Genomic DNA, 24,061 nt, shown 5'->3' with positions numbered 1-24,061 from the left:
GGTTCCGGGGCACAAGCACCTGGCCCGGCCTGCTGGGAGGGCAGGCCGGGCCAGGAATCACGGGTACGGCAGGCGGAGGTTCAGTCCTCGGCCGGGCCGTCGTCGTCGGCGCCACCCTCGCCGTCGATCTCGTCGATGTCCTCCTGGAGGCCGAGGCGCTCCACCATCCACTGCTCGAAGCCGACCGCCGCCTGGGTCCAGTTGGCGGTGGTGGTGATGAAGTAGTCGATGTTGACCCCGGTGCCGATGATCATCTGGCACTCGCCGATCAGCCGGACGATGCCGTCCTCGTGGGTGTGGGTGTAGACCTTGGGCCAGAGGGTCTCGCGGTTCCACTCGTCGATCAGGTCGAGGATCTCGCCCTTCTGCTCCAGCGTGTACGGCCGGTCGTAGAAGGCGCGGACCGCGAAGAGCTCCTTCTGGTCGCCGCGGAACATGAAGTAGACGCGGAAGCCCTCCCACGGCGCGACGAGGTCACCCTCCTCGTCCACCACGTGCTTGAGCTGCATCTGGTCCAGCAGCTGCTTCACCAGGTTCTGGTCCGGGACCACGATCGGCGGCGGGCCGGCCGGGCGGCCGCCACCGCCCGCGGGCGGCTGGGGAGCGCCGAAGGACGGGATCGACGACGGGTCAATGCTCACAGGGGGTCCCTTCAACAGTGCACAAGGGTGGCTGGTGGTGTTCGGGGCCGCCCTTCCAACTGCCTCCCATCCTGCCTCATCCGGGGCCCCGGGCACAGGAGCTCAGGGCCCCGGCTCAAGATCGGAACCGCGGGATCGGATCACCGGGTCGACGGAGCGGTCCGGGACCGGCCGCGCACGCGCCCGGCCCGCCCCGTCAACCGGCCGCGCAGGCCGACTCGGCCCGCCGCGTCAACCGGTCGCTCAGCGCTCGGCCCGCACCGTCAACCGGTCGCCGGTCTCGTCCCGCTCGACCACCACGGTGTCGCCGTCGCGGACCTCCCCGGCCAGGATCGCCCGGGCCAGCTGGTCGCCGATCGCGGACTGCACCAGGCGGCGCAGCGGCCGGGCGCCGTACGCCGGGTCGTAGCCGGTGAGCGACAGCCAGTCGCGGGCGGCGTCGGTGACGTGCAGGGTGAGCCGGCGGTCGTGCAGCCGTTCGGCGAGCTTGGCCACCTGCAGGTCGACGATCCGGCTCAGCTCCGCGGTGCCCAGCGCGTCGAAGACCACGATGTCGTCCAGCCGGTTGAGGAACTCCGGCTTGAAGTTGCCGCGCACCGCGTCGAGCACCAGCTCCTTCTTGGCGGTGTCCGGCACCGTCGGGTCCACCAGGTACTGGCTGCCCAGGTTGGAGGTGAGGATCAGGATGGTGTTGCGGAAGTCCACCGTGCGCCCCTGCCCGTCGGTCAGGCGCCCGTCGTCGAGCACCTGGAGCAGCACGTCGAAGACCTCCGGGTGGGCCTTCTCCACCTCGTCGAGCAGCACCACGCTGTACGGGCGGCGGCGGACCGCCTCGGTGAGCTGGCCGCCCTCCTCGTAGCCGACGTACCCGGGCGGGGCGCCGACCAGACGGGAGACCGAGTGCTTCTCGCCGTACTCGCTCATGTCGATCCGGACCATGGCGCGCTCGTCGTCGAAGAGGAAGTCGGCGAGCGCCTTGGCCAGTTCGGTCTTGCCGACGCCGGTCGGGCCGAGGAAGAGGAACGAACCGGTCGGGCGGTCCGGGTCGGCGATGCCGGAACGGGTGCGGCGCACCGCGTCCGAGACGGCCCGCACGGCGGTCTGCTGGCCGATCAGCCGACGCCCCAGCTCCTCCTCCATGCGCAGCAGCTTGGCGCTCTCACCCTCCAGCAGCCGGCCGGCCGGGATGCCGGTCCAGGAGGACACCACGTCGGCCACGTCGTCCGGGCCGACCTCCTCCTTGACCATCGAGGCACTGGCCTCCTCGTCCTGCGCCTTCTCCTGGGCAACCGCCAACTCCTGCTCGGCGGCCGGGATCTCGGCGTACATCAGCTTGGAGGCCTGCTCGAAGTCGCCGTCCCGCTGGGCGCGTTCGAGGGCGCCGTGCAGCCCGTCGAGGCGCTCCTTGAGTTCGCCGACCCGGTTGAGGCTCTTCTTCTCCTGCTCCCAGCGGGCCGTCAGGCCGCTCAACTGCTCCTGCTTGTCGGCAAGATCGCGGCGCAGCCGGTCCAGCCGCTCGACCGAGGCGGCGTCGGACTCCTTCTCCAGGGCCAGCTCCTCCATGCGCAACCGGTCGACGGCGCGCTGGAGTTCGTCGATCTCCACCGGAGACGAGTCGATCTCCATCCGGAGCCGGGAGGCGGCCTCGTCGATCAGGTCGATCGCCTTGTCGGGCAGGAACCGCGAGGTGATGTAGCGGTCCGACAGCGAGGCGGCGGCGACCAGCGCGGCGTCCGCGATCTGCACCTTGTGGTGCGCCTCGTAGCGGCCCTTGAGGCCGCGCAGGATCGCGATGGTGTCCGCCACGCTGGGCTCGCCGACCAGCACCTGCTGGAAGCGGCGCTCCAGCGCCGGGTCCTTCTCGATCCGCTCGCGGTACTCGTCCAGCGTGGTGGCGCCGACCATCCGCAGCTCGCCGCGGGCCAGCATCGGCTTAAGCATGTTGCCGGCGTCCATCGAGGAGTCGCCGCCGGCGCCCGCACCGACCATGGTGTGCAGCTCGTCGATGAAGGTGATGACCTGGCCGTCGCTCTGCTTGATGTCGTTCAGGACGGCCTTCAGTCGCTCCTCGAACTCACCGCGGTACTTGGCGCCGGCCACCATCGCGCTCAGGTCGAGCGCGACCAGCCGCTTGCCGCGCAGCGACTCGGGGACGTCACCGGCGACGATCCGCTGCGCCAGCCCCTCGACCACGGCGGTCTTGCCGACACCGGGTTCGCCGATCAGCACCGGGTTGTTCTTGGTGCGCCGGGAGAGCACCTGGACCACCCGGCGGATCTCCTGGTCGCGGCCGATCACCGGGTCGAGCTTGCCGTCGCGGGCGGACTGGGTGAGGTCGGTGCCGTACTTCTCCAGCGCCTTGTAGGTGCCCTCCGGGTCGGGCGAGGTGACCCGGCCGGAGCCGCGGACCTCGGTGAACTTGTCGAGCAGTGCGGCCGGGGTGGCGCCCTGGCGGGTCAGCAACTCGGCGACCGGCCCGCCCTCGGCGGCCAGGCCGACCAGCAGGTGCTCGGTGGAGACGTAGGCGTCGTCGAGCTTCTCGGCCCGGCGCCCGGCGTCCTCCAGCACGGCCAGGGTGTCCCGGCCCAGCTGCGGGGCGGAGACGGTGGAACCCTGCGCACTGGGCAGCGCCTTGAACTGCTGCCGGGCGGCGCCGATCAGCTGCGGGACGTCCGCGCCGACCGCCTCCAGCAGCGGCCGGGCCAGGCCCTCGGGCTGCTCCAGCAGGGCGAGCAGGATGTGCACCGGCCTGACGTCCGGATTGCCGGCACTGCCGGCCTGCCGGATGGCGACGGACAGGGCGTCCTGCGTCTTGGTGGTGAACTTGCTCGCGTCCATGGCCACGGTGGGGTGCTCCTCCAGGTGCTTGCTCGCTGCTAAGACAAGTTGAGTCTAGCGCGCTCAGCTTTGCTGCCTCAAGTAGGCGGGGAGATCGGGATCCGGTCGATGGGTCCGGTCATCGCCGGCTCGGCTCGGCCGTGGACGGGCACCGATCCGGTGAGTGCCAGCAGGTCGCGGGCCGGGCCGCTCGGCCGCTGCCCGGCCGGCCAGACCGCGCGCAGCGGCCGCCGCAGATCCAGGTCGGCCACCGGCACCTCCACCAGCCGCCGCGTCGCCAGCTCGTCGGCCACCGCCAGCTCGCTCAGGCAGACCGGTCCGGCGCCGGCCAGCGCGGCCGCCTTCAGCGCGGTGGTGGACGCCAGCTCCAGCAGCGGTTCGGCCGGCGAGCCGAGCGCCCGGTCCAGCACCTCCCGGGTGCCCGACCCCGGCTCGCGCAGCACCAGCGGGGTGCCGGCCAGCTCGGCGCGGGTCACCGGAGTGCGGCGCCTGGCCCAGGGGTGCCCGGGCGCCACCACCACGGCCAGCCGGTCCGCCGCCACCGCCACCCCCGCCAGTCCCGGCGGAGTGCGGCCGCCCTCCACGAAGCCCAGGTCCGCCTCGCCGGCCAGCACCTGGCCGGCCACCGCCTGGGAGTTGGCGGTGCGCAGCGTCACCGCGGTGCCCGGGCGGGCCCCGCGCAGCGCCAGCAGCCAGCCCGGCATCAGGTACTCGGCCACGGTCAGCGAGGCCACCACCCGCAGCCGGGCGTCCCGGTCCTCGCGCAGCGCGGCGATCCCGGCGTCCAGCGCCTGGGCGGCCTCCACCACCTGGCGGGCCCACTCGACGACCAGCCGGCCGGCCGGGGTGGGCCGCGAGCCGCGCGGCGAGCGCTCCAGGAGCGGCAGGCCGAGCTGCCGCTCCATGCCCTTGATCCGCGAGCTGGCGGCGGGCTGGCTGATCCCCACGGCCGCCGCCGCCTGCCCGACGCTGCCCTTCCGGGCCACTTCGAGCAGCAGTTCCAGCGCGCCGAGTTCGGGGACCAGCGGGGAGAGGGCCATAGACCCAGGTTATGTCCCCATAGGTCCGCGGCGGCTACCGGCGGGGGCCGGTCGAGCCGAGGCTGGAGCCATGACCACCCTGCTCGCCCGACCCGCCCCCGCCGTCCCGCGCGGACCGCTCGACCTCGCCCAGCTGGGGCCGAACTGGTACGCCGCCGTGATGGGCACCGCGATCACCGCCAACGCCGCCGTCGCGCTGCCCCACCGGGTGCCCGGCCAGCAGGCCTACGCGCAGGCGGTCTGGGCGCTGTCGCTGGTCATGCTGGCGGTGCTGGTCGCGGCCCGGCTGGTGCACCTGACCAGGCACCGCGCGGCGGCCCGGGAGCAGCTGCTGGACGACCCCGCCACCGCCGTCTTCTACGGCTGCCCGCCGATGGCCCTGCTGGCCGTCGGCTTCGGCACCCTGACGGTCGGCGCGCCGCTGATCGGCACCGGTACGGCGGTCGCCCTGGACCTGCTGCTGTGGAGCACCGGGACGCTCTACGCCGTCCTGGTGGCCGCCGGCATCCCGTACCTGATGGTCACCCGGCACCGGATCTCCGCGCCGGCCGCCAACCCCACCTGGCTGCTGCCGGTGGTCGCCCCGATGGTCGCCGCGGCGCTCGGCCCGGCGCTGCTGCCGCACCTGCCGGCCGACCTGCGCCCGTGGCTGTTCTACTCCTGCTACGGCTTGTTCGGCGCCAGTCTGCTGGCCACCCTGGTGCTGCTGCCGGTGGTCTTCGCCGGCCTGGTGTACGGCGAGCTGCCCAGCGTGCTGCTCACCCCGTCGCTCTTCCTGGTGCTCGGCCCGCTCGGGCAGTCCAGCACCGCGGTCGGCAACCTGGCGGACGCGGCCCATGCGGTGGCGCCCGCGCTGGCCGCCCCCGCGTTCGGTTTCGCGGTGCTCTACGGGGTGGCGATGACCGGCTTCGCGCTGCTCTGGCTGGCGCTGGCGGCGGCCGCCAACCTCCGGGCGCTGCTGCGCCGGCGGATGCCGTTCGGCATGACCTGGTGGGCCTTCACCTTCCCGGTCGGCACCTGCGTCACCGGCACGGCGTCGCTGGCCCGGCACACCGGGGTCGCCGGCTTCGGCTGGCTGGCGGTGGCGCTCTACGGCCTGCTGCTGGCGGCCTGGGCGGTGGCCGGCGCCCGGACGGCGAGCGCGCTGCTGGGCGGACGGCTGCTGCGGGCCGCGGCGTGACGTCGTGCCACCTCGCGGGGCGAACCACCCCTCGGCCGCGGTCCGGCTGACGGGACGTGTGATGATCTGCATTCGCGGGGCCGACCGAACGCCCGAACGGGCACCCGCTCTCGCGCCCGACCCTGCCGGCTGGCAGGATGGCGGAGGACAGTCAAGTCGGGGGTGGAGTGCGATGGCGGAGCCGGCCGAGCCGGTGGGGCACCGCGACGAGCCCGGCGTCCTGGACCTCGATCCGGACCCGGCGGCCCGCGCCTTCTACCTGGCCGTGGTGGCCGACGGCGGCTGGGTGAAGTCCGAGGAGGTCCGACCCGGGGACACCGCGGCGCTCAACCAGCTGCTGGCCCTCGGCCTGGTCCGCGGCCTGCCGGGCGGCACCTTCTACTCGGCGGTCAGCCCGCGCGCCTTCCTCGGCCGGGCCGGCGGCGCGCTGCGCGCCCGGGCCGCCGAACTGCTCCGCCAGGCCGACGAGGTGCCGGCCCTGCTCGACGAGCTGACCCAGGCCTACGAGGCGGCTCCCCGCAGCTACGGGCTGCGCTCCGGCACCGTGGACACCGTCACCGACCGGGACAGCATCCGCCACCGGATCGCCCAGCTGGTGGCCGACACCGAGAGCGAGATCCTCACCGCCCAGCCCGGCGGCGACCGCCCGGCCGACCACCTGGCCTGGGCGATGGCCCAGGACGTGCCGTTCCTGCGCGGCGGCGGCTCGATGCGCACCCTCTACCAACCGGTGGCCCGCACCGACCCGGCGACCACCGCCTACGCGGCCGCCGTCACCCCGTACGGCGCCCGGATCCGGGTGCTGGACGAGGACTTCCAGCGGATGCTGATCTTCGACCGCAAGGTCGCGCTGATCCCGGCCTCCGCCGACATGGGCAGCGCCGCGTTCGTCTGCGACCCCACCGCGGTCGAGGTGCTGGTCGAGATGTTCGAGCGTGACTGGCAGCGCGCCGAGCGGGTGGCCTGGGGCTCGGCGAACCCCGTGCCCGACGCCGGCGCGGTGGCCGACCGGATCGCCCGGCTGCTGGCCTGCGGCCTGAGTCGGCGCGCCATCGCCAACCGGATCGGCCTGAGCGAGCGCACCGTGGCGGGGCACATCGCCCGGCTGCGCCAGGAGTACGAGGCGGAGACGCTGTTCCAGCTCGGCTGGCTGATGCGCGGCGAGGGGGAGCGGAGCGCCGGCGGCTGCTGACCCGCGGCCCGGTCGCGCGCAGCCGGGCGGCTGCTGACCCGCGGCCCGGTCGCGCGCAGCCGGGCGGCTGCAGGAACACGCAGCTGCGGAAACCCGCACCGGCCGGCACCTTGTCGTGCCGCGGGTCCTGGGGCAGCCTGTTCGCCTAGCTGATCAACAGTCAGGAAACCGTCCGGCGAGGGGAATCGGGCCGCCGACCGGTAGCGCCGCCCCTCCCCGGACGGTCCACGGGGGAGGAGCGGGAGATGGCCGGGCGTTCGCACGTGCTGGTGGAGAGTCAGGCGGTGTGGGGCAAGCCGGAGGCGGGCAGCTTCCTGAGGGAGGCCGTCTCGCTCGCCGAGGCCGGCGACCGGGTGGTGCTCTACCTGGTCGATGACGGGGTGTTCGCGGCCGTCTCGGACGGCGTTCCGGAGCTGGCCCGGCTGGTGGAGCTGGGCTCCGAGGTCTGGGCCGACGAGCTCTCCCTCGGCCACCGGGCGCTGGTCGCGACCCGGCTCTCCCCGTTCGTCCGGGTCAAGGCCGCCGAGGCGCTGGACCGCGTGGTGCGGCAGGCGGACGGCCGGGTGGCGATCCACTGACGGTCCCGCAGGGCTTTCCCGGTGGACGGACGGGCGCAGCGGGGGCTCGCCCGAGGGCGTCGCGCAGGCTGCTCCCGGGCGCGAAAACCGCAGCGCCCGTCCGGCGGCGCCGCGGGGGTGCCCGGCGCGTCCAGCAAGACCGAACGTTCTCTCATGCGCCCAGCTCAGCCGCGCGGGGATGACTGGTGCGCCGGGTCATTTTGCACGTTTGTGCAGTTGCGGGAACCTGCAGGAGGAACGCCCTTGTTCCCGGGTCCATGCTTTGTGAGGCTTGGGATACACGCCAAGCCGCCCGGGTAACCGCAACCCGCTGGTGGTGACTCGTCCACCGTTCTCACACAGGGGCAGAGGTATCTGTGCGAGGGGCCGGGGGACGCCGGGCGGTCGCTATTTGTGGTGATGGCGGCCGCACCCGGTACCAGCGAGGCGTTGCTGCTCCGCCTCGCTGGAAGCACCTCGGATTTGGCGTCAGTGAAGTGGATCCGCCCGGAGACAGGAGACCGGGAGTCCCTGACTCCGGGCCGGATCCGCCCACGGAGTCGACGTCGGTTGCCCGCTCGGGGGGCGGGCAACCGGACCTCCTCCGTCCTGCCGGTGGCGTCTGCGGCGCACGTGTCCGTTCCTGATGAGATGATGCGCCCGAGGCGGTCGTTCGACCGCTGCCGGTCCGGCGCGCAGGGGGAACGGGTGGCCGACATGCCTGAAGAGTCCGATGTGCCCGACAGCCCGTCAGCCGCCGCCCGTCCGCAGCCGGCCGAGCCGTCCCCGGGCGCGGCCACCGCACTCGACGGCCTGGTGGGAGGCCACCGGCTTCCCGGTGAGGCCGCCCGGCTGCTCTACCTGGCGATCCTCGGCGACGGCGGCCAACTGCCGATGGCCGCCGTCCCGGTGGCCGACCGGCCGACGGTGGCCGAACTGCTGGAGCTCGGCCTGCTGAAGGCCGACCCGATAGCCGGCGCCTACACGGTGGTCAATCCCCGCTCGGTGGGCGGCCGGCTCAGCGAGGAGCTGCGCGCGGCCGGCACCCGGCTGCTGGTGCGGGCCCAGGAGATGCCCGCGCTGCTGGAGGACCTCACCCGGGCCTACGACCGGACCCCGCGCAAGGTCGACCGTTCCGGTGAGGTGCAGCACGTGCACGGCCACGCGGAGGTCCGGGCCCGGATCGACCGGCTGCGCGACGGTACCGCCGGTGAGCTGCTCTCCGCCCAGCCCGGCGGCGCGTTGAGCCCGCAGCTGCTGGACAACGCCGTCGCCGGCTGCCGTTCGCTGCTGGAGCGCGGCGGCAGCATCCGCGCCCTCTTCGAACCGGGCGCCCGGGCCCACGCCCCGACCGCGGCCTTCGTCCTGGCCGCCACCGAACTCGGCGTGCGCTGCCGGGTGTTGGGCGAGTCCTTCAAGCGGATGATGATCTTCGACCGGTCCACCGTGGTGATCCCGTCCGGCCCCGACTACGCCAGCGCGGCCTTCGTCGAGGACCCGGCGGTGGTCGCCTTCCTGAGCGGCATGTTCGAACGTGACTGGGCCCGCGCCGAACCCGGCCAGTGGAACACCGCCACCACCCCCGAGCCGGTCGGCCAGCCGGTCCACCTCCAGGTCGGCCGCCTGCTCGCCCAGGGCCTCACCCAGCGCATGATCGCCGCCCGCCTCGGTCTCAGCGACCGCACCGTCGCCGGCCACATCTCCCGCCTGCGGGAACTCTACGACGCCGAGACGCTGTTCCAACTGGGTTGGCTGATGCGCGCCGCGAACGGGGACGGGCGCGGGGAGTAGGGGGTGACGGTGGACGGCGTGGACGGCTTGACCGTCCGGGTGCCGGTGCTGCCGGATGCGCTGGCGCGGGCGCTGTACCTGGCGCTGCTGGCGAACGGCGGGGTGTTCCGCCCGGCCGACGTGCCGGAGGGGGACGCGGGGGCGCTCGAGCGGTTACGGGCGGCGGGGTTGGTGGTGGAACTGCCCGACGGGCACTGGGGACTGGTCGATCCGCGGCGAGCTGCCGGTCTGCTGCAAGCGGAGTACCGCAGCACGGGCATCGAGTTGCTGCTGCGGGCCGAGCAACCGGTCGCGGTGCTGGACGACCTCGCTGTCGCCTACGAGCGGACGCCACGTCCCCTGGACGTCGGCCTGATCACCAATCTTTCCGTGCTGACGGAGATCCAGCAGCGTCTGGAGAACCTGGCGATGGACTGCGAGCAGGAAATCCTCGGCATGCAGCCGGGAGGCGGACGAGCGGCCGCCACCCTGCGACTCGCCAAGGCCTCGGCCACCCAGTGGCGGAACCGCGGCGTGGGCATGCGGATCATCTACCAGCCGGGGGCGCGCACCGACCCGGCCACGGTGGACTACGCGGCTCATGTCACCGCGCTGGGCTGGCGGGTGCGGATCCTCGACGAGCCGTTCCACCGAGCGCTGGTCTTCGACCGGCGCGTGGCCGTGGTCAGTGGCTACCGGGACAACACGGTGGCGTCGTTCATCGAGGATCCGGTGCTGGTCGCCCTGGTGGTGGACCGGTTCGAGCGGGACTGGGCGCGGGCCGAGCGGGTGCGATGGAACCGGTCGTCGAAGCCCGATCCGCTGGTTCCCCTGCTCGCCCAGGGGCTGACGCAGCGCGCGATCGCCAAGCGGCTCAGGTTGAGCGAGCGGACGGTGGCCGCGCAGATCGCCCGTCTGCGGGAGGAGTACGACGCCGAGTCGCTCTTCCAGCTGGGCTGGCAGGTCCGCGGCGAGCAGCCCGACCCGTGAGGCCGGACCGCTCAGTGGGGTCGGGCGGTGCTCAGCCGGTCACCGCGCCGGTGCTCGGCCAGCTGCCGTACGGGTTGCGAAGGCTGGAGGCAGGACTGAACTGCTGGCCCGGAGCGGTCCAGAAGCCGTCCTGCAGCGAGAGCGCCATGCCGGCCCAGTCCAGTGCGGTCTCGACGATGTGGCGCAGGCTCTCCTGTGACCAGGTGTCGTCGAAGACCAGCGGCAGCACCGGGGCGACCTGCTCGATGGTGGCGATCAGCGGGTTGTGGGTGATCGCCTCGTCCACCAGGAGCACGATCGGCTTGCGCAGGGCGGAGCCCCAGCCGAGCTCCAGCGAGACGCCGGCGGAGAGCGGCGAGCCGACGTACGCGAAGATCAGGTCCGCGCTCTGCATGGCCCGGAAGTCGGAGGGCACCCGCGGCTCCGGGGCGCGCCCCTCGATCGTCCACGCGTCGCTGTGGTGCGCGCTGAAGACCGCGGCGCCGCTGTGCAGCAGCGAGCTGCGCAGCGCGGTCAGGCGGGTCCGGCTGGCCAGCGTCACGACGCTGTCGGCCGGTCCGGTCAGCCGCATCAGCGGGGCGGCGAGGAAGACACGGGCCCGGCGGCCTTCGGTGGCCTGGGCTGCGTGCTGGCGCATGTAGGGCTCAGTCATGGCGATGGCTCCGGGGACGTTGGAGGTCCTGTGCTGTGTGGTGACAGCGCAGGTCAAGCACGTGGCGCGACGGGGGCGCGGTCACGGAAACCGCTTCGGGCCTGGCAGCACGGGGCCCGTCTGCTCATTGATCGTCACTGCTGACCGCGCACGGAGTCCACAACGGTGGTGTGTCATCTCGCTGACTGGCATTCGGATGACACCGATGCACGTGCATCTGCATGATCTGGGGGCCGAGGAGGTGTCATATTCCTGCCTGGCAGCACGATGCCACCGACTACTTGATGCCTGGGCTTGCCCGGCCGCCGGAATATGGCTTTGATAAACGCTTGTTCGCGTTCCCCTGCGTATGAGCGGGTGTGCGCTGCTAAGGATATAGCAGGTTCATGACAAGGAGGACAGCATGCGTCGGCCCCGATTTGCGGTTCGTGTGTTTGTGCTCGGAGCCATGGTCGGCGCAGGTCTGGCGGTGTCGGCGCTCGCGCTGTCGACTCAGCCGGCAGGCACGGCCACTGCGTCCCCGACCGACTACATATGGGGCAAGAGCTCCACGGGTGCGGTGACGCAGGCCGCGTCGGCCGGCCACCGGTCCGCCCCGGCCGGGACCGCCCTGGCGGCTCCTGCCGACTTCCAGTGGAACGGCACCCGGGCGACCGCGGTGAGCACCGCTTCGGTCAAGCCGTCTGACTTCCAGTGGAACTGAGCGGTTCCGCCGAGCCCTCGCGGGGATCGACGAGGACGCCCCGGCCCGGACGGGGCTACTGCTCGTCGCCCGTCGCCGGGTCGCCGTCCTCGTAGGCCAGGGCGGGGGAATTGAGGGCCATCCGCCAACCGAGTTGGAAGAGGGTCTCCGAGTCGTACTCCTCGCGGAACTCGGCGATGTGGCGGGCGAGCGTCCGTTCGCTGATGCCGAGGTTTCTGGCGATGACCCGGTGACCGACGCCCTGCGTCATCATGCGCAGGATGTTGACCCGCAGGCGGGAGATGACCTCTTGCGGCACCTCGGTGGCGCCGACGAACGGGATGGACCGCTCCCACATCTGCTCGAACGACGTGTGCAGGTAGGCGACGATCGCCGGATCGCTGATGAACGCGGCCTTCTCGGTGTTCCCCGGGAACGGGATGACGGCCACGCGGCGGTCTATCACGAAGAGGCGGGTGAAAGGCTCCTCCAAGGTGCGGACCTCGGCGCCCGCGTCCGTTATGGCTTCGACGTACTGCCGGGTGGGTGCCGAGTACCGGGCGCTCGGGTGGTAGAGCACGCGTCGCGCCACCCCGCGGCGGACCAGCGAGAGGTCGCCCTCCAGGGCACCCTTCAGGAGGAGCAGCGACTGCCTGCGGCTGCCGCCGGGCTGCGCCGTCAGCAACTCGAACTCCGCGCTGTCGAGCAGTACTCCGACCCGCTGGTTGATCTCCACGAGGCCGTGTATGTGCTCGACCGGCCCACCCTCTTGAACGTGCCGGTCGAGCGCCTGGAAGGCGTGGTTCAGGTCCTGCATCGCGGTCGGGACGGCCACGGCCTGCGAGAGCAGCGAAAGCGCTTGCTTCTGCCAGGATGAACTCAACCGGGCCGCAAGGCGATTGGGATCGGTCGCGGTGACGGTCGCCGGCTTTCCCTGACTCAGGACCAGCAGACCGAGTTCCGTCAGTTCCTTGCACGGGGCACTGAGGTCTTCGCCCTCCACCTCCACGGTCCCGCCCGCCGCGATGACCTGGAGGTACAGGGCCTTCGCCTCCGCGGAAACGAACTCGACCTGCTCCCTCTCGCCTTCTGCCCCGCCTGTGGAACCCATCCCCTGGCTCCCCCTCCCGTGAAATCCCGGTCACCGACACGGCTTGCCGCCACAGTTGGGCTGCACTCTACGCAAGCACGGGAACGGTTGACACCCCGCTGACTGATGGGGTGCCAACCGTTCCCAGAAAAGACCCTCGGGCCGCTACCGCCGCGGCCGCCACACCACCAGCGCGGCCGACTGCGTCGCCGGCTGGTAGGGCACCAGGTCACGGCGGTACGACGCGTGCACCGCCGCCTCCCTCGCCTGGAGGGCCGCGCCCGCGCCCTCCACGGCTGCGGCGAGCTCGGCGACCCGGGACTGCAGCGCGGCGACCTGGTTCTCCAGCTCGATGATCCGCTTGATCCCGGCCAGGTTGATGCCCTCGTCCTGGGAGAGCCGCTGCACCTCGCGCAGCTGCTGGATGTCCCGGGCGGAGTAGCGCCGGCCGCCGCCGCCGGTGCGGTCCGGGCAGACCAGGCCGAGCCGGTCGTACTGCCGCAGGGTCTGCGGGTGCAGGCCGGACAGCTCGGCCGCCACCGAGATCACGTAGACCGGGGTCTCCTCGGTGAGGGCGTAGCTCGGGCCGGCCGCCGCGGCGCGCCGGCGGCGGGGGGCGGCCCCGCCGGGCAGGCCCTCGCCGATGCCGGCGCCGATGCCGGGTCCGTTGCCGGAGTCATGCGGGTTCATGTCGGGTCACGCTCCCTCCGCCGCCTTGAACAGAGCGGCTCGCGGGTCCTCGGATGCCGTGGCGTCTCGGTACTGCTCCAGTGCGTTCAGGGCCTCGCCGGAGACCTCCTGCGGAACCGTCACTTCAACGGTGACCAGCAGGTCGCCGCGGGTGCCGTCCTTGCGGGTGGCGCCCTTGCCGCGGGCCCGCAGGGTGAGGCCGTTGGCGCTTCCGGCCGGCAACCGCAGCTTCACGGCGGGGCCGTTGAGGGTGGGGACGTCGATGGTGCCACCGAGAGCCGCTTCGGGGAAGGAGACGGGCACGGTGACGGTGAGGTTGTCACCCTTGCGCCCGAATACCGGGTGCGGGTTGACGTGGACAGTGACGTACAGGTCGCCGGGCTGACCGCCGCGCTCGCCCTGGGCGCCCTTGCCCTTGAGGCGGATCCGCTGGGCGTCCTGGACGCCGGCCGGGATCCGCACCTGCATGGTGCGGGCCGAGCTGGCCCGGCCGCTGCCGTGGCAGTCGGGGCACGGGTCGTCGACGATCATGCCGCGGCCCTTGCAGTCCCGGCACGGCTCGGAGAGCGCGAAGGCACCCTGGCCCCGGCTGACCGTGCCGGCCCCGACGCAGGTCGGGCAGACCCGCGGGGTGGTGCCGGACTTGGCTCCGGTGCCGGAGCAGCTGCGGCAGGCGGCCTGGCTGGTCATCCGCAGCGGCACGGTGGCGCCGTCCACGGCCTCGTCGAAGCTGAGGGTCACCTCGGTCTCGACGTCCTGGCCGCGGCGCGGCTGGGCCTGGCGGGTGCGGTTGAACAGCCCGCCGAAGACGTCGCCGATCCCGCCGCCGGCGGTGCCCTGGCCGCCGTTGAACAGGTCGCCGAAGTCGAAGCCGTAGCCGTTGCCGCCGGGGCCGCGCATGCCCCCGGCGCCGAACAGGCTGCGGGCGTCGTCGTACTCCTTGCGCCGCTTCTCGTCGGAGAGGACGTCGTACGCCTCGGAGATGTCCTTGAACTTCTCCTCGGCCTTGGTGTCGCCCTTGTTGGCGTCCGGGTGGTACTCCCGGGCGAGCTTGCGGTAGGTCTTCTTGATCTCGGCGGTGGTGGCGTCCTTGGGCACGCCGAGGACCTTGTAGTAGTCCTTCTCCACGTAGTCCTTCGTGCTCATGACTCCCAACCACCTCCCGGGGGCGATACGGCGCTGCGGAGCCACGCGTCACCCGTGGTGACGCGCGACCCCGCAGCGCACAGCGTGTCAGTTCTCGGCAGCACCGTCAGCCTCGGGGCCCGCCGGGCCGTCAGCGTCCGGGCCGGCCGTGGACTGGGTGCCCGGCTGCGGCTCGGCCACCGCCACCATCGCGGGGCGGATGATCCGCTCACCGATCCGGTAACCCGGCTGCAGCACCTGCACGCAGGTGTCCTCGGTGACCTCCGAGGAGTAGCTGTGCATCAGGGCCTCGTGCAGGTTCGGGTCGAAGGGCTCGCCCTCCTTGCCGAACTGCTGCAGACCGAGCTTGGCCACCACGGTCTCCAGCGACTCCGCGACCGACTTGAAGCCGCCGGTCACCTCGCCGTGCTCACGGGCCCGGCCGATGTCGTCCAGCACCGGGATCAGGGACTCCAGGATGTTGGAGACCGCGATCTCGCGGACCGTCAGCCGGTCGCGCTCGACCCGCTTGCGGTAGTTCTGGTACTCGGCCTGCAGGCGCTGCAGGTCGGCGGTGCGCTCCGCCGCCTCGCGCTTGGCGGCGGCGAGCTCGTCGGATCCGGCCTCGGCGGCGGCGGCCTTGACGGCCTCCTCAGCGGCCTTCAGGACCGCCTCGTCGGCGTTGGAGTCGTCGCCGGGCTCCACGCCCTGCGGCTTCTCCGTCATGCCGCACCACCCTTGGGCTTCTCGTCGTCGATGATCTCGGCGTCGACGACGTCCTCGTCGGCGCCGCCCTGGTTGGCCTCGGCACCGGCACCGGCGGCACCGGCGGCCTGGGCGTCGGCGTAGAGGGCCTGGCCGAGCTTCTGGGCCGTGGTGGAGACCTTCTCCGAGGCCTCGCGGATCTTCGCGGCGTCCTCGCCCTTCAGGGCCTCCTTGAGCTCGCCGACCGCGGTCTCGACCTCGGTCTTGACCTCGGCGGGCAGCTTGTCGGCGTTGTCGGCGATGAACTTCTCGGTGGAGTACACCAGCTGCTCGGCCTGGTTGCGGGTCTCCACGGCCTCGCGGCGCTTGTGGTCCTCCTCCGCGTACTGCTCGGCCTCGCGGGTCATCCGCTCGATGTCCTCCTTGGGCAGCGAGGAACCGCCGGTGACGGTCATCCGCTGCTCCTTGCCGGTGCCGAGGTCCTTGGCACCGACGTGCATGATCCCGTTGGCGTCGATGTCGAAGGTGACCTCGATCTGCGGCAGGCCGCGCGGCGCCGGCGGCAGGCCGGTCAGCTCGAACATGCCGAGCTTCTTGTTGTACGCCGCGATCTCGCGCTCGCCCTGGTAGACCTGGATCTGCACGGAGGGCTGGTTGTCCTCGGCGGTGGTGAAGATCTCCGAGCGCTTGGTCGGGATCGTGGTGTTGCGCTCGATCAGCTTGGTCATGATGCCGCCCTTGGTCTCGATGCCCAGGGACAGCGGGGTGACGTCGAGCAGCAGGACGTCCTTGACCTCGCCCTTCAGCACACCGGCCTGCAGCGCGGCACCGATGGCCACGACCTCGTCCGGGTTGACGCCCTTGTTGGCCTCCTTGCCGCCGGTCAGCTCCTTGACCAGCTCGGAGACGGCGGGCATGCGGGTCGAGCCACCGACCAGGACCACGTGGTCGATCTCGGACAGCTGGATGCCGGCGTCCTTGATGACGTTGTGGAACGGCACCTTGCAGCGCTCCAGCAGGTCCGAGGTCAGCTGCTGGAACTGGGCCCGGGTGAGCTTCTCGTCCAGGTGCAGCGGGCCCTCGGCGGAGGCCGTGATGTAGGGCAGGTTGATGGAGGTCTCGGAGGACGAGGAGAGCTCGATCTTGGCCTTCTCGGCCGCCTCGCGCAGGCGCTGCAGCGCCATCTTGTCCTTGGAGAGGTCCACACCGTGACCGGCCTGGAAGGTCTTCACCAGGTGGTCGACGATCCGCTGGTCCCAGTCGTCACCACCGAGGTGGTTGTCACCGTTGGTGGCCTTGACCTCGACCACGCCGTCGCCGATCTCCAGCAGCGACACGTCGAAGGTGCCGCCACCGAGGTCGAAGACCAGGATGGTCTGGTCGTCCTTGTCCAGGCCGTAGGCCAGGGCGGCGGCGGTCGGCTCGTTGACGATGCGCAGGACGTTCAGACCCGCGATCTCACCGGCCTCCTTGGTGGCCTGGCGCTCGGAGTCGTTGAAGTAGGCCGGGACGGTGATGACCGCGTCGGTGACGGTCTCGCCCAGGTAGGCCTCGGCGTCCCGCTTCAGCTTCTGCAGGATGAAGGCGCTGATCTGCTGCGGGTTGAAGTCCTTGCCGTCGATGCTGGTCTTCCACCCGGTGCCCATGTGGCGCTTGACCGAGCGGATGGTCCGGTCGACGTTGGTGACGGCCTGGCGCTTGGCGACCTCGCCGACCAGCACCTCGCCGTTCTTGGCGAAGGCGACGACGGACGGCGTGGTCCGGGCGCCCTCGGCGTTGGTGATGACGGTGGGCTCACCGCCTTCGAGAACACTGACGACCGAGTTCGTCGTGCCGAGGTCGATACCGACCGCGCGTGCCATCTGCATACCTCCACGGAGAGTTGAGCTGTACGCACTCAAGCATGCATGAGGCGCGCTGGTGAGTCAACAGCCATGAGCGGTCCCGACTCAACTTTTCTGCTCCCCGGGCTGGCCCCTTCCATTTTGCCCCCAATGGGTGAGTATGGCCTTACGTGACTGCCGCCATACCTTGAGCGTCTTCTGGATAGGTGCTATTGGGCGGTATGGTCCGGCCGGGTGGGCGCCAAGTTACCCACCAGTACACTTGACCGTCTTACCCCCTCACCGCCGCTGGAGTACGGAGAGCCGGATGCAGCTAGCAGCGATCGTCATCTCACTAACGACCATCGTGGTCGGCGTGGCGCTGTTCGCTCGCGCCATCGCCCAGATCTACCGGTTCGTCAGGCTCGGCCAGCCGGTGCCGAAGGGGTCGCGGATCAACGACCCGGTCGCCCGGACCGTCACCCTGATCCGGGAGTTCCTCGGGCACACCCGGATGAACAAGTGGGGCATCGTCGGTGTCGCCCACTGGGGCGTCGCCATCGGCTTCTACGCGCTGATCTTCACCCTGGTCGGCGCGATCGGTCAGCTCTTCGACCCCGAGTGGCTGGTGCCGGTCATCGGCGACTGGACGCCGTACCTGGTGTTCCAGGAGCTGATCGGCCTGGTGACCTTCCTCGGCATCGCGGTGCTGACCGTGATCCGTCAGCTGAGCCTGCCGAACAGGTCGGGCCGCAAGTCCCGCTTCGCCGGCTCCAACATGGGCTTCGCGTACTTCATCGAGTGGGTCATCCTGATCATCGGTGCGGCGATCCTGACCCTGCGCGGCCTGGAGGGCGCGCAGGCCGGGGTCAACCACTACTCGGCCGCGTACGTGGTCTCGTACCCGCTGGTCAAGGCGTTCTCCGGGCTCGGCATCGGCACCCTGCACAACCTGGTCTTCCTGGTCGCGGCAATCAAGATCTCGGTCTCCTTCATCTGGATGATCACGGTCTCGCTCAACACCGACATGGGCGTCGCCTGGCACCGCTTCCTGGGCTTCCCGAACATCTGGTTCAAGCGGAACGCCGACGGCCAGGTGGCGCTCGGCGCGCTGCAGCCGATGACCAGCGGCGGTCAGCCGATCGACTTCGAGGACCCGGCCGAGGACGCCGTCTTCGGCGTCTCCCAGGTCGAGCACTTCTCCTGGAAGGGCATCCTCGACTTCTCCACCTGCACCGAGTGCGGCCGCTGCCAGTCCCAGTGCCCCGCCTGGAACACCGGCAAGCCGCTGTCGCCCAAGCTGCTGATCATGTCGCTGCGCGACCACGCCCACGCCAAGGCGCCCTACCTGCTGGCCGGCGGCGGCAAGACGGTCGAGGGCGACGAGAAGGCCACCGCCGAGCAGCTGGCCGGCGTGCCGGCGGCCGCGCTGGCCGAGGCCGAGCGCCCGCTGATCGGCACCGCCGAGGAGAACGGCGTCATCGACCCGGACGTGCTGTGGTCCTGCACCACCTGCGGCGCCTGCGTCGAGCAGTGCCCGGTGGACATCGAGCACATCGACCACATCGTCGACATGCGCCGCTACCAGGTGATGATCGAGTCCTCGTTCCCGACCGAGGCCGGGACGATGCTCAAGAACCTGGAGAACAAGGGCAACCCCTGGGGCCTGGCCACCAAGGCGCGCCTGGACTGGGTCAAGGAGCTCAAGAAGGAGACCGGCATCGAGGTGCCGGTCATCGGCCAGGACATCGACCCCGCCGAGGTCGAGTACCTCTACTGGGTCGGCTGCGCAGGCGCCCTGGAGGACCGGGCCAAGAAGACCACCAAGGCCTTCGCGGAGCTGCTGCACACCGCCGGCGTCACGTTCGCCATCCTGGGCAAGGAGGAGTCCTGCACCGGTGACTCGGCCCGCCGCCTGGGCAACGAGTTCCTCTTCCAGATGCTCGGCGCGCAGAACGTCGAGACCCTGAACGCCGCCCTCGAGGACGCGCCGAAGAAGCGGATCGTGGCCACCTGCCCGCACTGCTTCAACACCATCGCCAACGAGTACCCGCAGCTCGGCGGCCACTTCGAGGTGATCCACCACACCCAGCTGCTCCAGCACCTGATCGACGAGGGCAAGCTGATCCCGGTCAACCCGGTCGAGGGCCTGATCACCTACCACGACCCCTGCTACCTGGGCCGCCACAACAAGGTCTACAGCCCGCCGCGCGAGATCATGGACAAGGTCCCGGGTCTGCGCCAGCAGGAGATGCACCGCCACAAGGAGCGCGGCTTCTGCTGCGGCGCCGGTGGTGCCCGGATGTGGATGGAGGAGCGGATCGGCAAGCGGATCAACACCGAACGCGTCGACGAGGCGCTGTCGCTCAACCCGGACATCGTCTCCACCGCCTGCCCGTTCTGCCTGGTGATGCTCTCCGACTCGGTGAACGGCAAGAAGAACGAGGGTGCCGCCAAGGAGCACCTGAAGGTGGTCGACGTGGCCCAGCTGCTGCTCGACTCGGTCAAGGCCGCGCCGGTGGTCGAGGAGCCGGAGACCGTCGAGGCCTAGGACACGGGAATGCCCGAGTACCGGCGTCGGCCCAAGGGCTGAGAATGCACGAGGCCCGCGCGGGCCCCGGGATGAGAATGCCCGAGGACTGCGCGGGCCTCGGGCTTGAGAAAGACGGTGGACGGCGTGGGCCTCGTGCATGAGAAAGCCCGTGGGCGGCGTGGGCCCGGGCAGGAGAAAGCCCGTGGGCGGCGTGGGCCCCGGGCAGGAGAAAGCCCGGGGACGGCGTGGGCCTCGTGCATGAGAAAGCCCGATGACCACGTGAGAACGGCTGTTTGGCCCGAGTGCGAATGTGCTTGCGGCTCAACGCCTCACATATGATGCCTGCCCCGGGCCAATCCGCCCGGGGCAGGCTGTTTGGGACCGCGATTCGGGGCGTCACCAGGCGCCCGTGCAGTCCCGTCCGAAGCGTCCGTCAACTGATCAGCAGTCGGTGAGCGGCGCAAAACCGAGCACCGAGCACCAAGCACCCAAGACGGTCCTGGCAATTCCACAGGCCAGATCGCTGACTGGAACCAAGGGGAGAAACGCACAGATGACCCAGGCGATCATGCTGGTGGGTGGTCAGGGCACCCGGCTCCGCCCGCTCACCACGCATACCCCGAAGCCCATGCTCCCCGTCGCGGGTGTGCCCTTCATCGCGCACCAGCTCGCCCGGGCGGCCGCCGCCGGCGTCACCCGCGTGGTGCTGGCCACCTCCTACCTGGCCGAGGTCTTCGAGGAGCACTTCGCCGACGGTTCCCCCTACGGCATCGAGCTGGTCTACCTCACCGAGGAGGAGCCGCTGGGCACCGGCGGCGCGATCCGCAACGCCGCCGAGGGCCTGACCTGCGGCCCCGACGAGCCGGTCCTGATCTTCAACGGCGACATCCTCTCCGGTCTGGACATCGCCGCGCTGCGCGACGGCCACGTGGCCGCCGGCGCCGACGTCACCCTGCACCTCACCCGGGTCGAGGACCCGCGCGCGTTCGGCCTGGTGCCGACCGACGAGCAGGGCCGGGTGCTGGAGTTCCTGGAGAAGCCGGAGACCCCCGAGCAGATCGTCACCGACCAGATCAACGCCGGCTGCTACGTCTTCACCCGCTCGGTGATCGACCGCATCCCGGCGGGCCGGGTGGTCTCCGTCGAGCGCGAGACCTTCCCCGAGCTGCTGGCCAGCGGCGCCCTGGTGCGCGGCGTGGTCGACACCTCCTACTGGCTGGACCTCGGCACCCCCGGTGCCTTCGTGCGCGGCTCGGCCGACCTGGTGCTCGGGCGGGTCGACTCGCCCGCCGTGCCCGGCCCCACCGGTGAGGCCCTGCTGCTGCCCGGTGCCACCGTGGACCCGGCCGCCGTGCTCAGCTCCGGCACCGTGGTCTCCGAGGGCGCCTCGGTCGGGGCCGGCGCCATCGTCGAGGGCTCCGTGGTGCTCCCCGGTGCGGTGGTCCACGCGGACGCCGTGGTCAAGGACTCGATCGTGGGCGCCTACGCGGTGATCGGCGAGCGCACCGTGCTGGACGGCGCGGTGATCGGCGACGGCGCCGTGGTCGAGGCCGACAACGAGCTGCCGAACGGCATCCGGATCGCCTGCGGCATCCGGCTCGCGGTCGGCGCGGTGCGCACCACCGCCGGCCCCGGCGGCTGCCCCGCCGGCGAGACCTCCGCGGCGGCCGTGCACGGGTCGGTGCTGCAGAAGTAGTTCGCCGCGGGTCTTCCGGGCAGGGCTTCCGGCTGGTGTTCCGGCGAGGGCTCCGGGCGGGCGTTCCAGGCAGGGCACTCCGGGCAGGGCGCTCAGGGCGGGTGTTCCGGCCGGGGCTCGCCGCCGGGCCTCGCGACAGGCCTTTCCGTTCGAGGGGTTGCGGCAGTGCGTCACAGCACTGCTGCAACCCCTCGGCGCGTCCGGTCCCGGTGCTCCTTTGCGGGTACCTTCGGAGGGTGGCAGGGAACGGATATCAGAGCGGGTGGGGCGGCGACCGGCAGCACGCCGGTGACCAGGCGGGGAGCACCCTCCCCGACCGGGGCGGGTACGGGGCGTACGGCTCCGGGTACGGGGCCCGTCCCGACGACCGCACCATCGACGGCGGCCGGGCGCGGTACGACGACCGCACCCGCTACGACGGCGCCCGGTACGACGGTGCTGCCGGGCATGACGGTGGTGCGGGGTACGGCGGTGGTGCGGGGCACGACGGTGGCGCGGAGCAGCCGTACTACTACGACTCCGGCCACGAACCCCGCCAGGACGGGGGCGCCGGGCAGCCGTACTACTACGAGGACCAGGCCGCCAGCCAGGACCACGTCACCACCTACCGGGCCGGCGGCCGCACCGCGCCCCGGATCGGCGGCCCCCGGCTCGCCTGGCGCGAGCTGCTGATCGGCATCTACCGGGCCCCCGCCCGCACCTTCGACCAGATGCGCGACCACCAGGCCTGGCTGCCCGCGATCACCGTCTCGCTGCTCTACGGCGCGCTCGCCGTGTTCGGCTTCGGCGACACCCACAACGACGTCGTCGGATCGACCTTCTCGGTGGCCGCCTGGTCGATGTTCGGGGCCGCGTTGGGCTTCACGCTGTGCGGCCTGATGCTCGGCTCGGTCACCTATGCGCTGGCCCGCCAGTTCGGCGGCGACGGTCCGTACGCGTCGACCGTCGGGCTCGCGGTGCTGATCGGCTGGACCACCGACGCGCCCCGGCTGCTGCTCGCGCTCTTCCTCCCCTCGGCCAGCCCGGTGGTGCAGCTGCTCGGCTGGGTCAGCTGGCTGCTCTGCGCGGTGCTGCTGACCACCCTCGTGCGCCGGGTGCACGACCTGCCCTGGGGCAAGGCGGCCGGTGCGGCGGCCGTTCAGCTGCTGGCGCTGCTCGTGCTGATCAAGCTGCCGACGCTGGGTTGAGCCGGCCGCCCGGCGCCGGGGCCGGCAAGCCACCGGCGCCGGGTCGAGCCGGCCGACCGCGCCGGCCGGGCAAGCCACCGGCGCCGGGTCGAACCGTGGCCGAATAGGCTGGACCGTCCCAGCCGACCCGTCACGACCTTCGGAGACCCCGCATGCCCCTCCCCACCACCCGTGTCAGCTTCCCCGGCGGAGCGGTGGACGGCGAGTCCACCGTGCTCGCCGTCCACCAGCTCGGCGACGGCCGGTACGGGATCGTCACCGCGGACACCCCGTTCCACCCGCTCGACCACACCTGGCCCGACCAGCCCGCCGACACCGGCACGCTGACCGTGGCGGGCACCGAGCTGGCCGTGGTCGACTGCCTGACCGCCGCCGTCGGCCCGGAGTCCGACGAGCTGCTGGTGGGCGCCGACATCCCGGTGCGGCGCGGCGACGAGGCCTGGTCCTGGCTGGTGCTGCACGTGGTCGAGGAGCAGCCCGCCGAGCTCACCCCGGGCGCCCCGGTGGCCCTGGCGGTGGACGCCGAGCGCCGCGCCGCGCTGAGCGCCGCCCACACCGGCTGCCACCTGCTGGCGCTGGCCCTCAACGAGGCGCTCGCCGAGCGCTGGCGCAAGGACCCGGGCCGTGCCGACGCCTTCGGCCACCCCGACTTCGACAGCCTGGCGATGGCTTCCTCGGTGATGGACACCGAGGCCAGCACCGACACCTACCGGCTCGGCAAGTCGCTGCGCAAGAAGGGCTTCACCACCGACGCCGCGGACGGCCTGCCGGCCCTGGCCGACGCACTGCCGGCGATCACCGCCGCGGTCAACGAGCGGCTGGCCGGCTGGGTGGCCGCCGACGCCCCGGTGCGGATCGAGGTGCCCGGCCCCGAGCTGACCGCCCGTCGCAACTGGCACTGCGAGCTGCCGGCCGGCCCCGCGTCGATCGCCTGCGGCGGCACCCACCTCCACCGGCTGGGTCAACTGTCCGCACTGGAGACCGAGTTGACGCTTTCGGAGGACGGCAGCGAGCTGGTCGCGGTGACCCGCCCCAAGCGGGTCTGACGACCTTCCTCAGCGCTCAGACGCTGGTGCGGTGGAAGTTCAGGTACGAGCGGGACGGCGTCGGTCCGCGCTGCCCCTGGTAGCGCGAGCCGTACCGCTCGGAGCCGTACGGGTGCTCGGAGGGCGAGGAGAGCCGGAACAGGCAGAGCTGCCCGATCTTCATGCCCGGGTAGAGCTTGATGGGGAGCGTGGCGACGTTCGACAGCTCCAGCGTCACGTGCCCGCTGAAGCCCGGGTCGATGAAGCCCGCCGTCGAGTGGGTCAGCAGGCCCAGTCGACCGAGGCTCGACTTGCCCTCCAGGCGCGACGCCACGTCGTCCGGCAGCGTGATCACCTCGTAGGTGGACGCCAGCACGAACTCGCCCGGGTGCAGGATGAACGCGTCGTCCCCCTCCGGCTCGACCAGCCTGGTCAGGTCCGGCTGCTCCTGGGAGGGGTCGATGTGCGGGTAGCGGTGGTTCTCGAAAACCCGGAAGAACCGGTCCAGCCGCACGTCGATGCTGGACGGCTGGACCATGGCGGGGTCGAACGGGTCGATGACGACCCGACCCTGGTCGATCTCGGCACGGATGTCTTTGTCGGAGAGCAGCACGCCACGAGGTTACGTGGTCAGCGGCCGTCTCC

Annotated in this window: 19 protein-coding genes and 1 pseudogene; 10 read left to right on the top strand and 10 right to left on the bottom strand. The window is 71.7% G+C overall.

The window, feature by feature from the left end; genetic code table 11:
* Positions 1-80: 80 nt before the first annotated feature.
* The 3 genes from LN042_RS30155 to LN042_RS30145 form a co-directional block, all read right to left on the bottom strand.
* Positions 81-641, bottom strand: a complete 561-nt coding sequence (locus tag LN042_RS30155; protein WP_230054585.1) for a YbjN domain-containing protein — start codon at positions 639-641, stop codon at positions 81-83.
* A 243-nt stretch (positions 642-884) separates the two neighbouring features.
* Positions 885-3,479, bottom strand: a complete 2,595-nt coding sequence (gene clpB, locus LN042_RS30150; protein WP_230054603.1) for an ATP-dependent chaperone ClpB — start codon at positions 3,477-3,479, stop codon at positions 885-887.
* Positions 3,480-3,556: 77 nt separating this feature from the next.
* On the bottom strand, positions 3,557-4,519 hold the full coding sequence (locus tag LN042_RS30145) for a LysR family transcriptional regulator (protein WP_230054584.1): 963 nt from the start codon (positions 4,517-4,519) through the stop codon (positions 3,557-3,559).
* Positions 4,520-4,589: 70 nt separating this feature from the next.
* On the opposite strand from LN042_RS30145, the gene LN042_RS30140 reads away from it, so the two are divergent.
* From LN042_RS30140 to LN042_RS30120, 5 genes are all read left to right on the top strand, one after another.
* Complete coding sequence (locus tag LN042_RS30140; RefSeq protein ID WP_230054583.1) at positions 4,590-5,699, top strand: SLAC1 family transporter; 1,110 nt, start codon at positions 4,590-4,592, stop codon at positions 5,697-5,699.
* Positions 5,700-5,871: 172 nt separating this feature from the next.
* Positions 5,872-6,891 carry a helix-turn-helix domain-containing protein gene (locus LN042_RS30135; RefSeq protein ID WP_230054582.1) on the top strand — a complete coding sequence of 340 codons (1,020 nt, stop codon included), beginning with the start codon at positions 5,872-5,874 and terminating at the stop codon, positions 6,889-6,891.
* 245 nt (positions 6,892-7,136) lie between these two features.
* The gene (locus LN042_RS30130) at positions 7,137-7,469 is read left to right on the top strand and encodes a hypothetical protein (protein ID WP_230054581.1); all 333 of its coding nucleotides are present in this window, start codon (positions 7,137-7,139) and stop codon (positions 7,467-7,469) included.
* Positions 7,470-8,165: 696 nt separating this feature from the next.
* A complete protein-coding gene (locus LN042_RS30125) occupies positions 8,166-9,239 on the top strand; it encodes a LuxR C-terminal-related transcriptional regulator (protein WP_230054580.1) in 1,074 nt (357 codons plus the stop codon).
* 3 nt (positions 9,240-9,242) lie between these two features.
* On the top strand, positions 9,243-10,208 hold the full coding sequence (locus LN042_RS30120; RefSeq protein WP_230054579.1) for a LuxR family transcriptional regulator: 966 nt from the start codon (positions 9,243-9,245) through the stop codon (positions 10,206-10,208).
* A 31-nt stretch (positions 10,209-10,239) separates the two neighbouring features.
* On the opposite strand, the gene LN042_RS30115 is transcribed toward LN042_RS30120, so the two are convergent.
* On the bottom strand, positions 10,240-10,860 hold the full coding sequence (locus tag LN042_RS30115) for a TIR domain-containing protein (protein ID WP_230054578.1): 621 nt from the start codon (positions 10,858-10,860) through the stop codon (positions 10,240-10,242).
* Between the two features lie 448 nt (positions 10,861-11,308).
* Here LN042_RS30115 and LN042_RS30110 point away from each other — a divergent pair, with 448 nt between their 5' ends.
* A complete protein-coding gene (locus tag LN042_RS30110; protein WP_230054577.1) occupies positions 11,309-11,563 on the top strand; it encodes a hypothetical protein in 255 nt (84 codons plus the stop codon).
* A 55-nt stretch (positions 11,564-11,618) separates the two neighbouring features.
* On the opposite strand, the gene LN042_RS30105 is transcribed toward LN042_RS30110, so the two are convergent.
* The 5 genes from LN042_RS30105 to dnaK all read right to left on the bottom strand — a co-directional run bounded on the left by LN042_RS30105 (position 11,619) and on the right by dnaK (position 17,014).
* Entirely contained in the window at positions 11,619-12,653 is a 1,035-nt protein-coding gene (locus LN042_RS30105) for a helix-turn-helix domain-containing protein (protein WP_230054576.1), read from the bottom strand.
* A 144-nt stretch (positions 12,654-12,797) separates the two neighbouring features.
* Positions 12,798-13,322 (bottom strand): heat shock protein transcriptional repressor HspR, encoded by a 525-nt coding sequence (locus tag LN042_RS30100; protein WP_283843959.1) that lies wholly within the window; start codon positions 13,320-13,322, stop codon positions 12,798-12,800.
* A gap of 6 nt (positions 13,323-13,328) precedes the next feature.
* On the bottom strand, positions 13,329-14,468 hold the full coding sequence (gene dnaJ / locus LN042_RS30095) for a molecular chaperone DnaJ (RefSeq protein ID WP_230054575.1): 1,140 nt from the start codon (positions 14,466-14,468) through the stop codon (positions 13,329-13,331).
* Between the two features lie 87 nt (positions 14,469-14,555).
* Complete coding sequence (gene grpE, locus LN042_RS30090; RefSeq protein ID WP_230054574.1) at positions 14,556-15,173, bottom strand: nucleotide exchange factor GrpE; 618 nt, start codon at positions 15,171-15,173, stop codon at positions 14,556-14,558.
* The gene (gene dnaK, locus LN042_RS30085) at positions 15,170-17,014 is read right to left on the bottom strand and encodes a molecular chaperone DnaK (protein ID WP_230054573.1); all 1,845 of its coding nucleotides are present in this window, start codon (positions 17,012-17,014) and stop codon (positions 15,170-15,172) included. The genes grpE and dnaK overlap by 4 nt, the downstream gene beginning before the upstream one ends.
* 289 nt (positions 17,015-17,303) lie before the next feature.
* Here dnaK and LN042_RS30080 point away from each other — a divergent pair, with 289 nt between their 5' ends.
* The 4 genes and pseudogenes from LN042_RS30080 (at position 17,304) to LN042_RS30065 (ending at position 23,437) form a co-directional block, all read left to right on the top strand.
* Positions 17,304-19,526 (top strand): (Fe-S)-binding protein, encoded by a 2,223-nt coding sequence (locus tag LN042_RS30080; RefSeq protein ID WP_230054572.1) that lies wholly within the window; start codon positions 17,304-17,306, stop codon positions 19,524-19,526.
* 535 nt (positions 19,527-20,061) lie between these two features.
* Positions 20,062-21,126 (top strand): annotated as a pseudogene (gene manB, locus LN042_RS30075) (mannose-1-phosphate guanylyltransferase); the annotation flags it as partial.
* A gap of 314 nt (positions 21,127-21,440) precedes the next feature.
* Positions 21,441-22,391: a Yip1 family protein gene (locus tag LN042_RS37855; protein ID WP_230054570.1), complete on the top strand. Its 951-nt coding sequence runs from the start codon at positions 21,441-21,443 to the stop codon at positions 22,389-22,391.
* A gap of 152 nt (positions 22,392-22,543) precedes the next feature.
* Entirely contained in the window at positions 22,544-23,437 is an 894-nt protein-coding gene (locus tag LN042_RS30065) for an alanyl-tRNA editing protein (protein ID WP_230054569.1), read from the top strand.
* Between the two features lie 16 nt (positions 23,438-23,453).
* Here LN042_RS30065 and dcd read toward each other — a convergent pair whose 3' ends face one another.
* On the bottom strand, positions 23,454-24,029 hold the full coding sequence (dcd, locus tag LN042_RS30060) for a dCTP deaminase (RefSeq protein WP_230054568.1): 576 nt from the start codon (positions 24,027-24,029) through the stop codon (positions 23,454-23,456).
* Positions 24,030-24,061 lie beyond the last annotated feature (32 nt).

Source organism: Kitasatospora humi, from assembly GCF_020907985.1.
GTDB lineage: Bacteria > Actinomycetota > Actinomycetes > Streptomycetales > Streptomycetaceae > Kitasatospora > Kitasatospora humi.
This window is presented reverse-complemented; position numbering and strand designations above follow the sequence as displayed.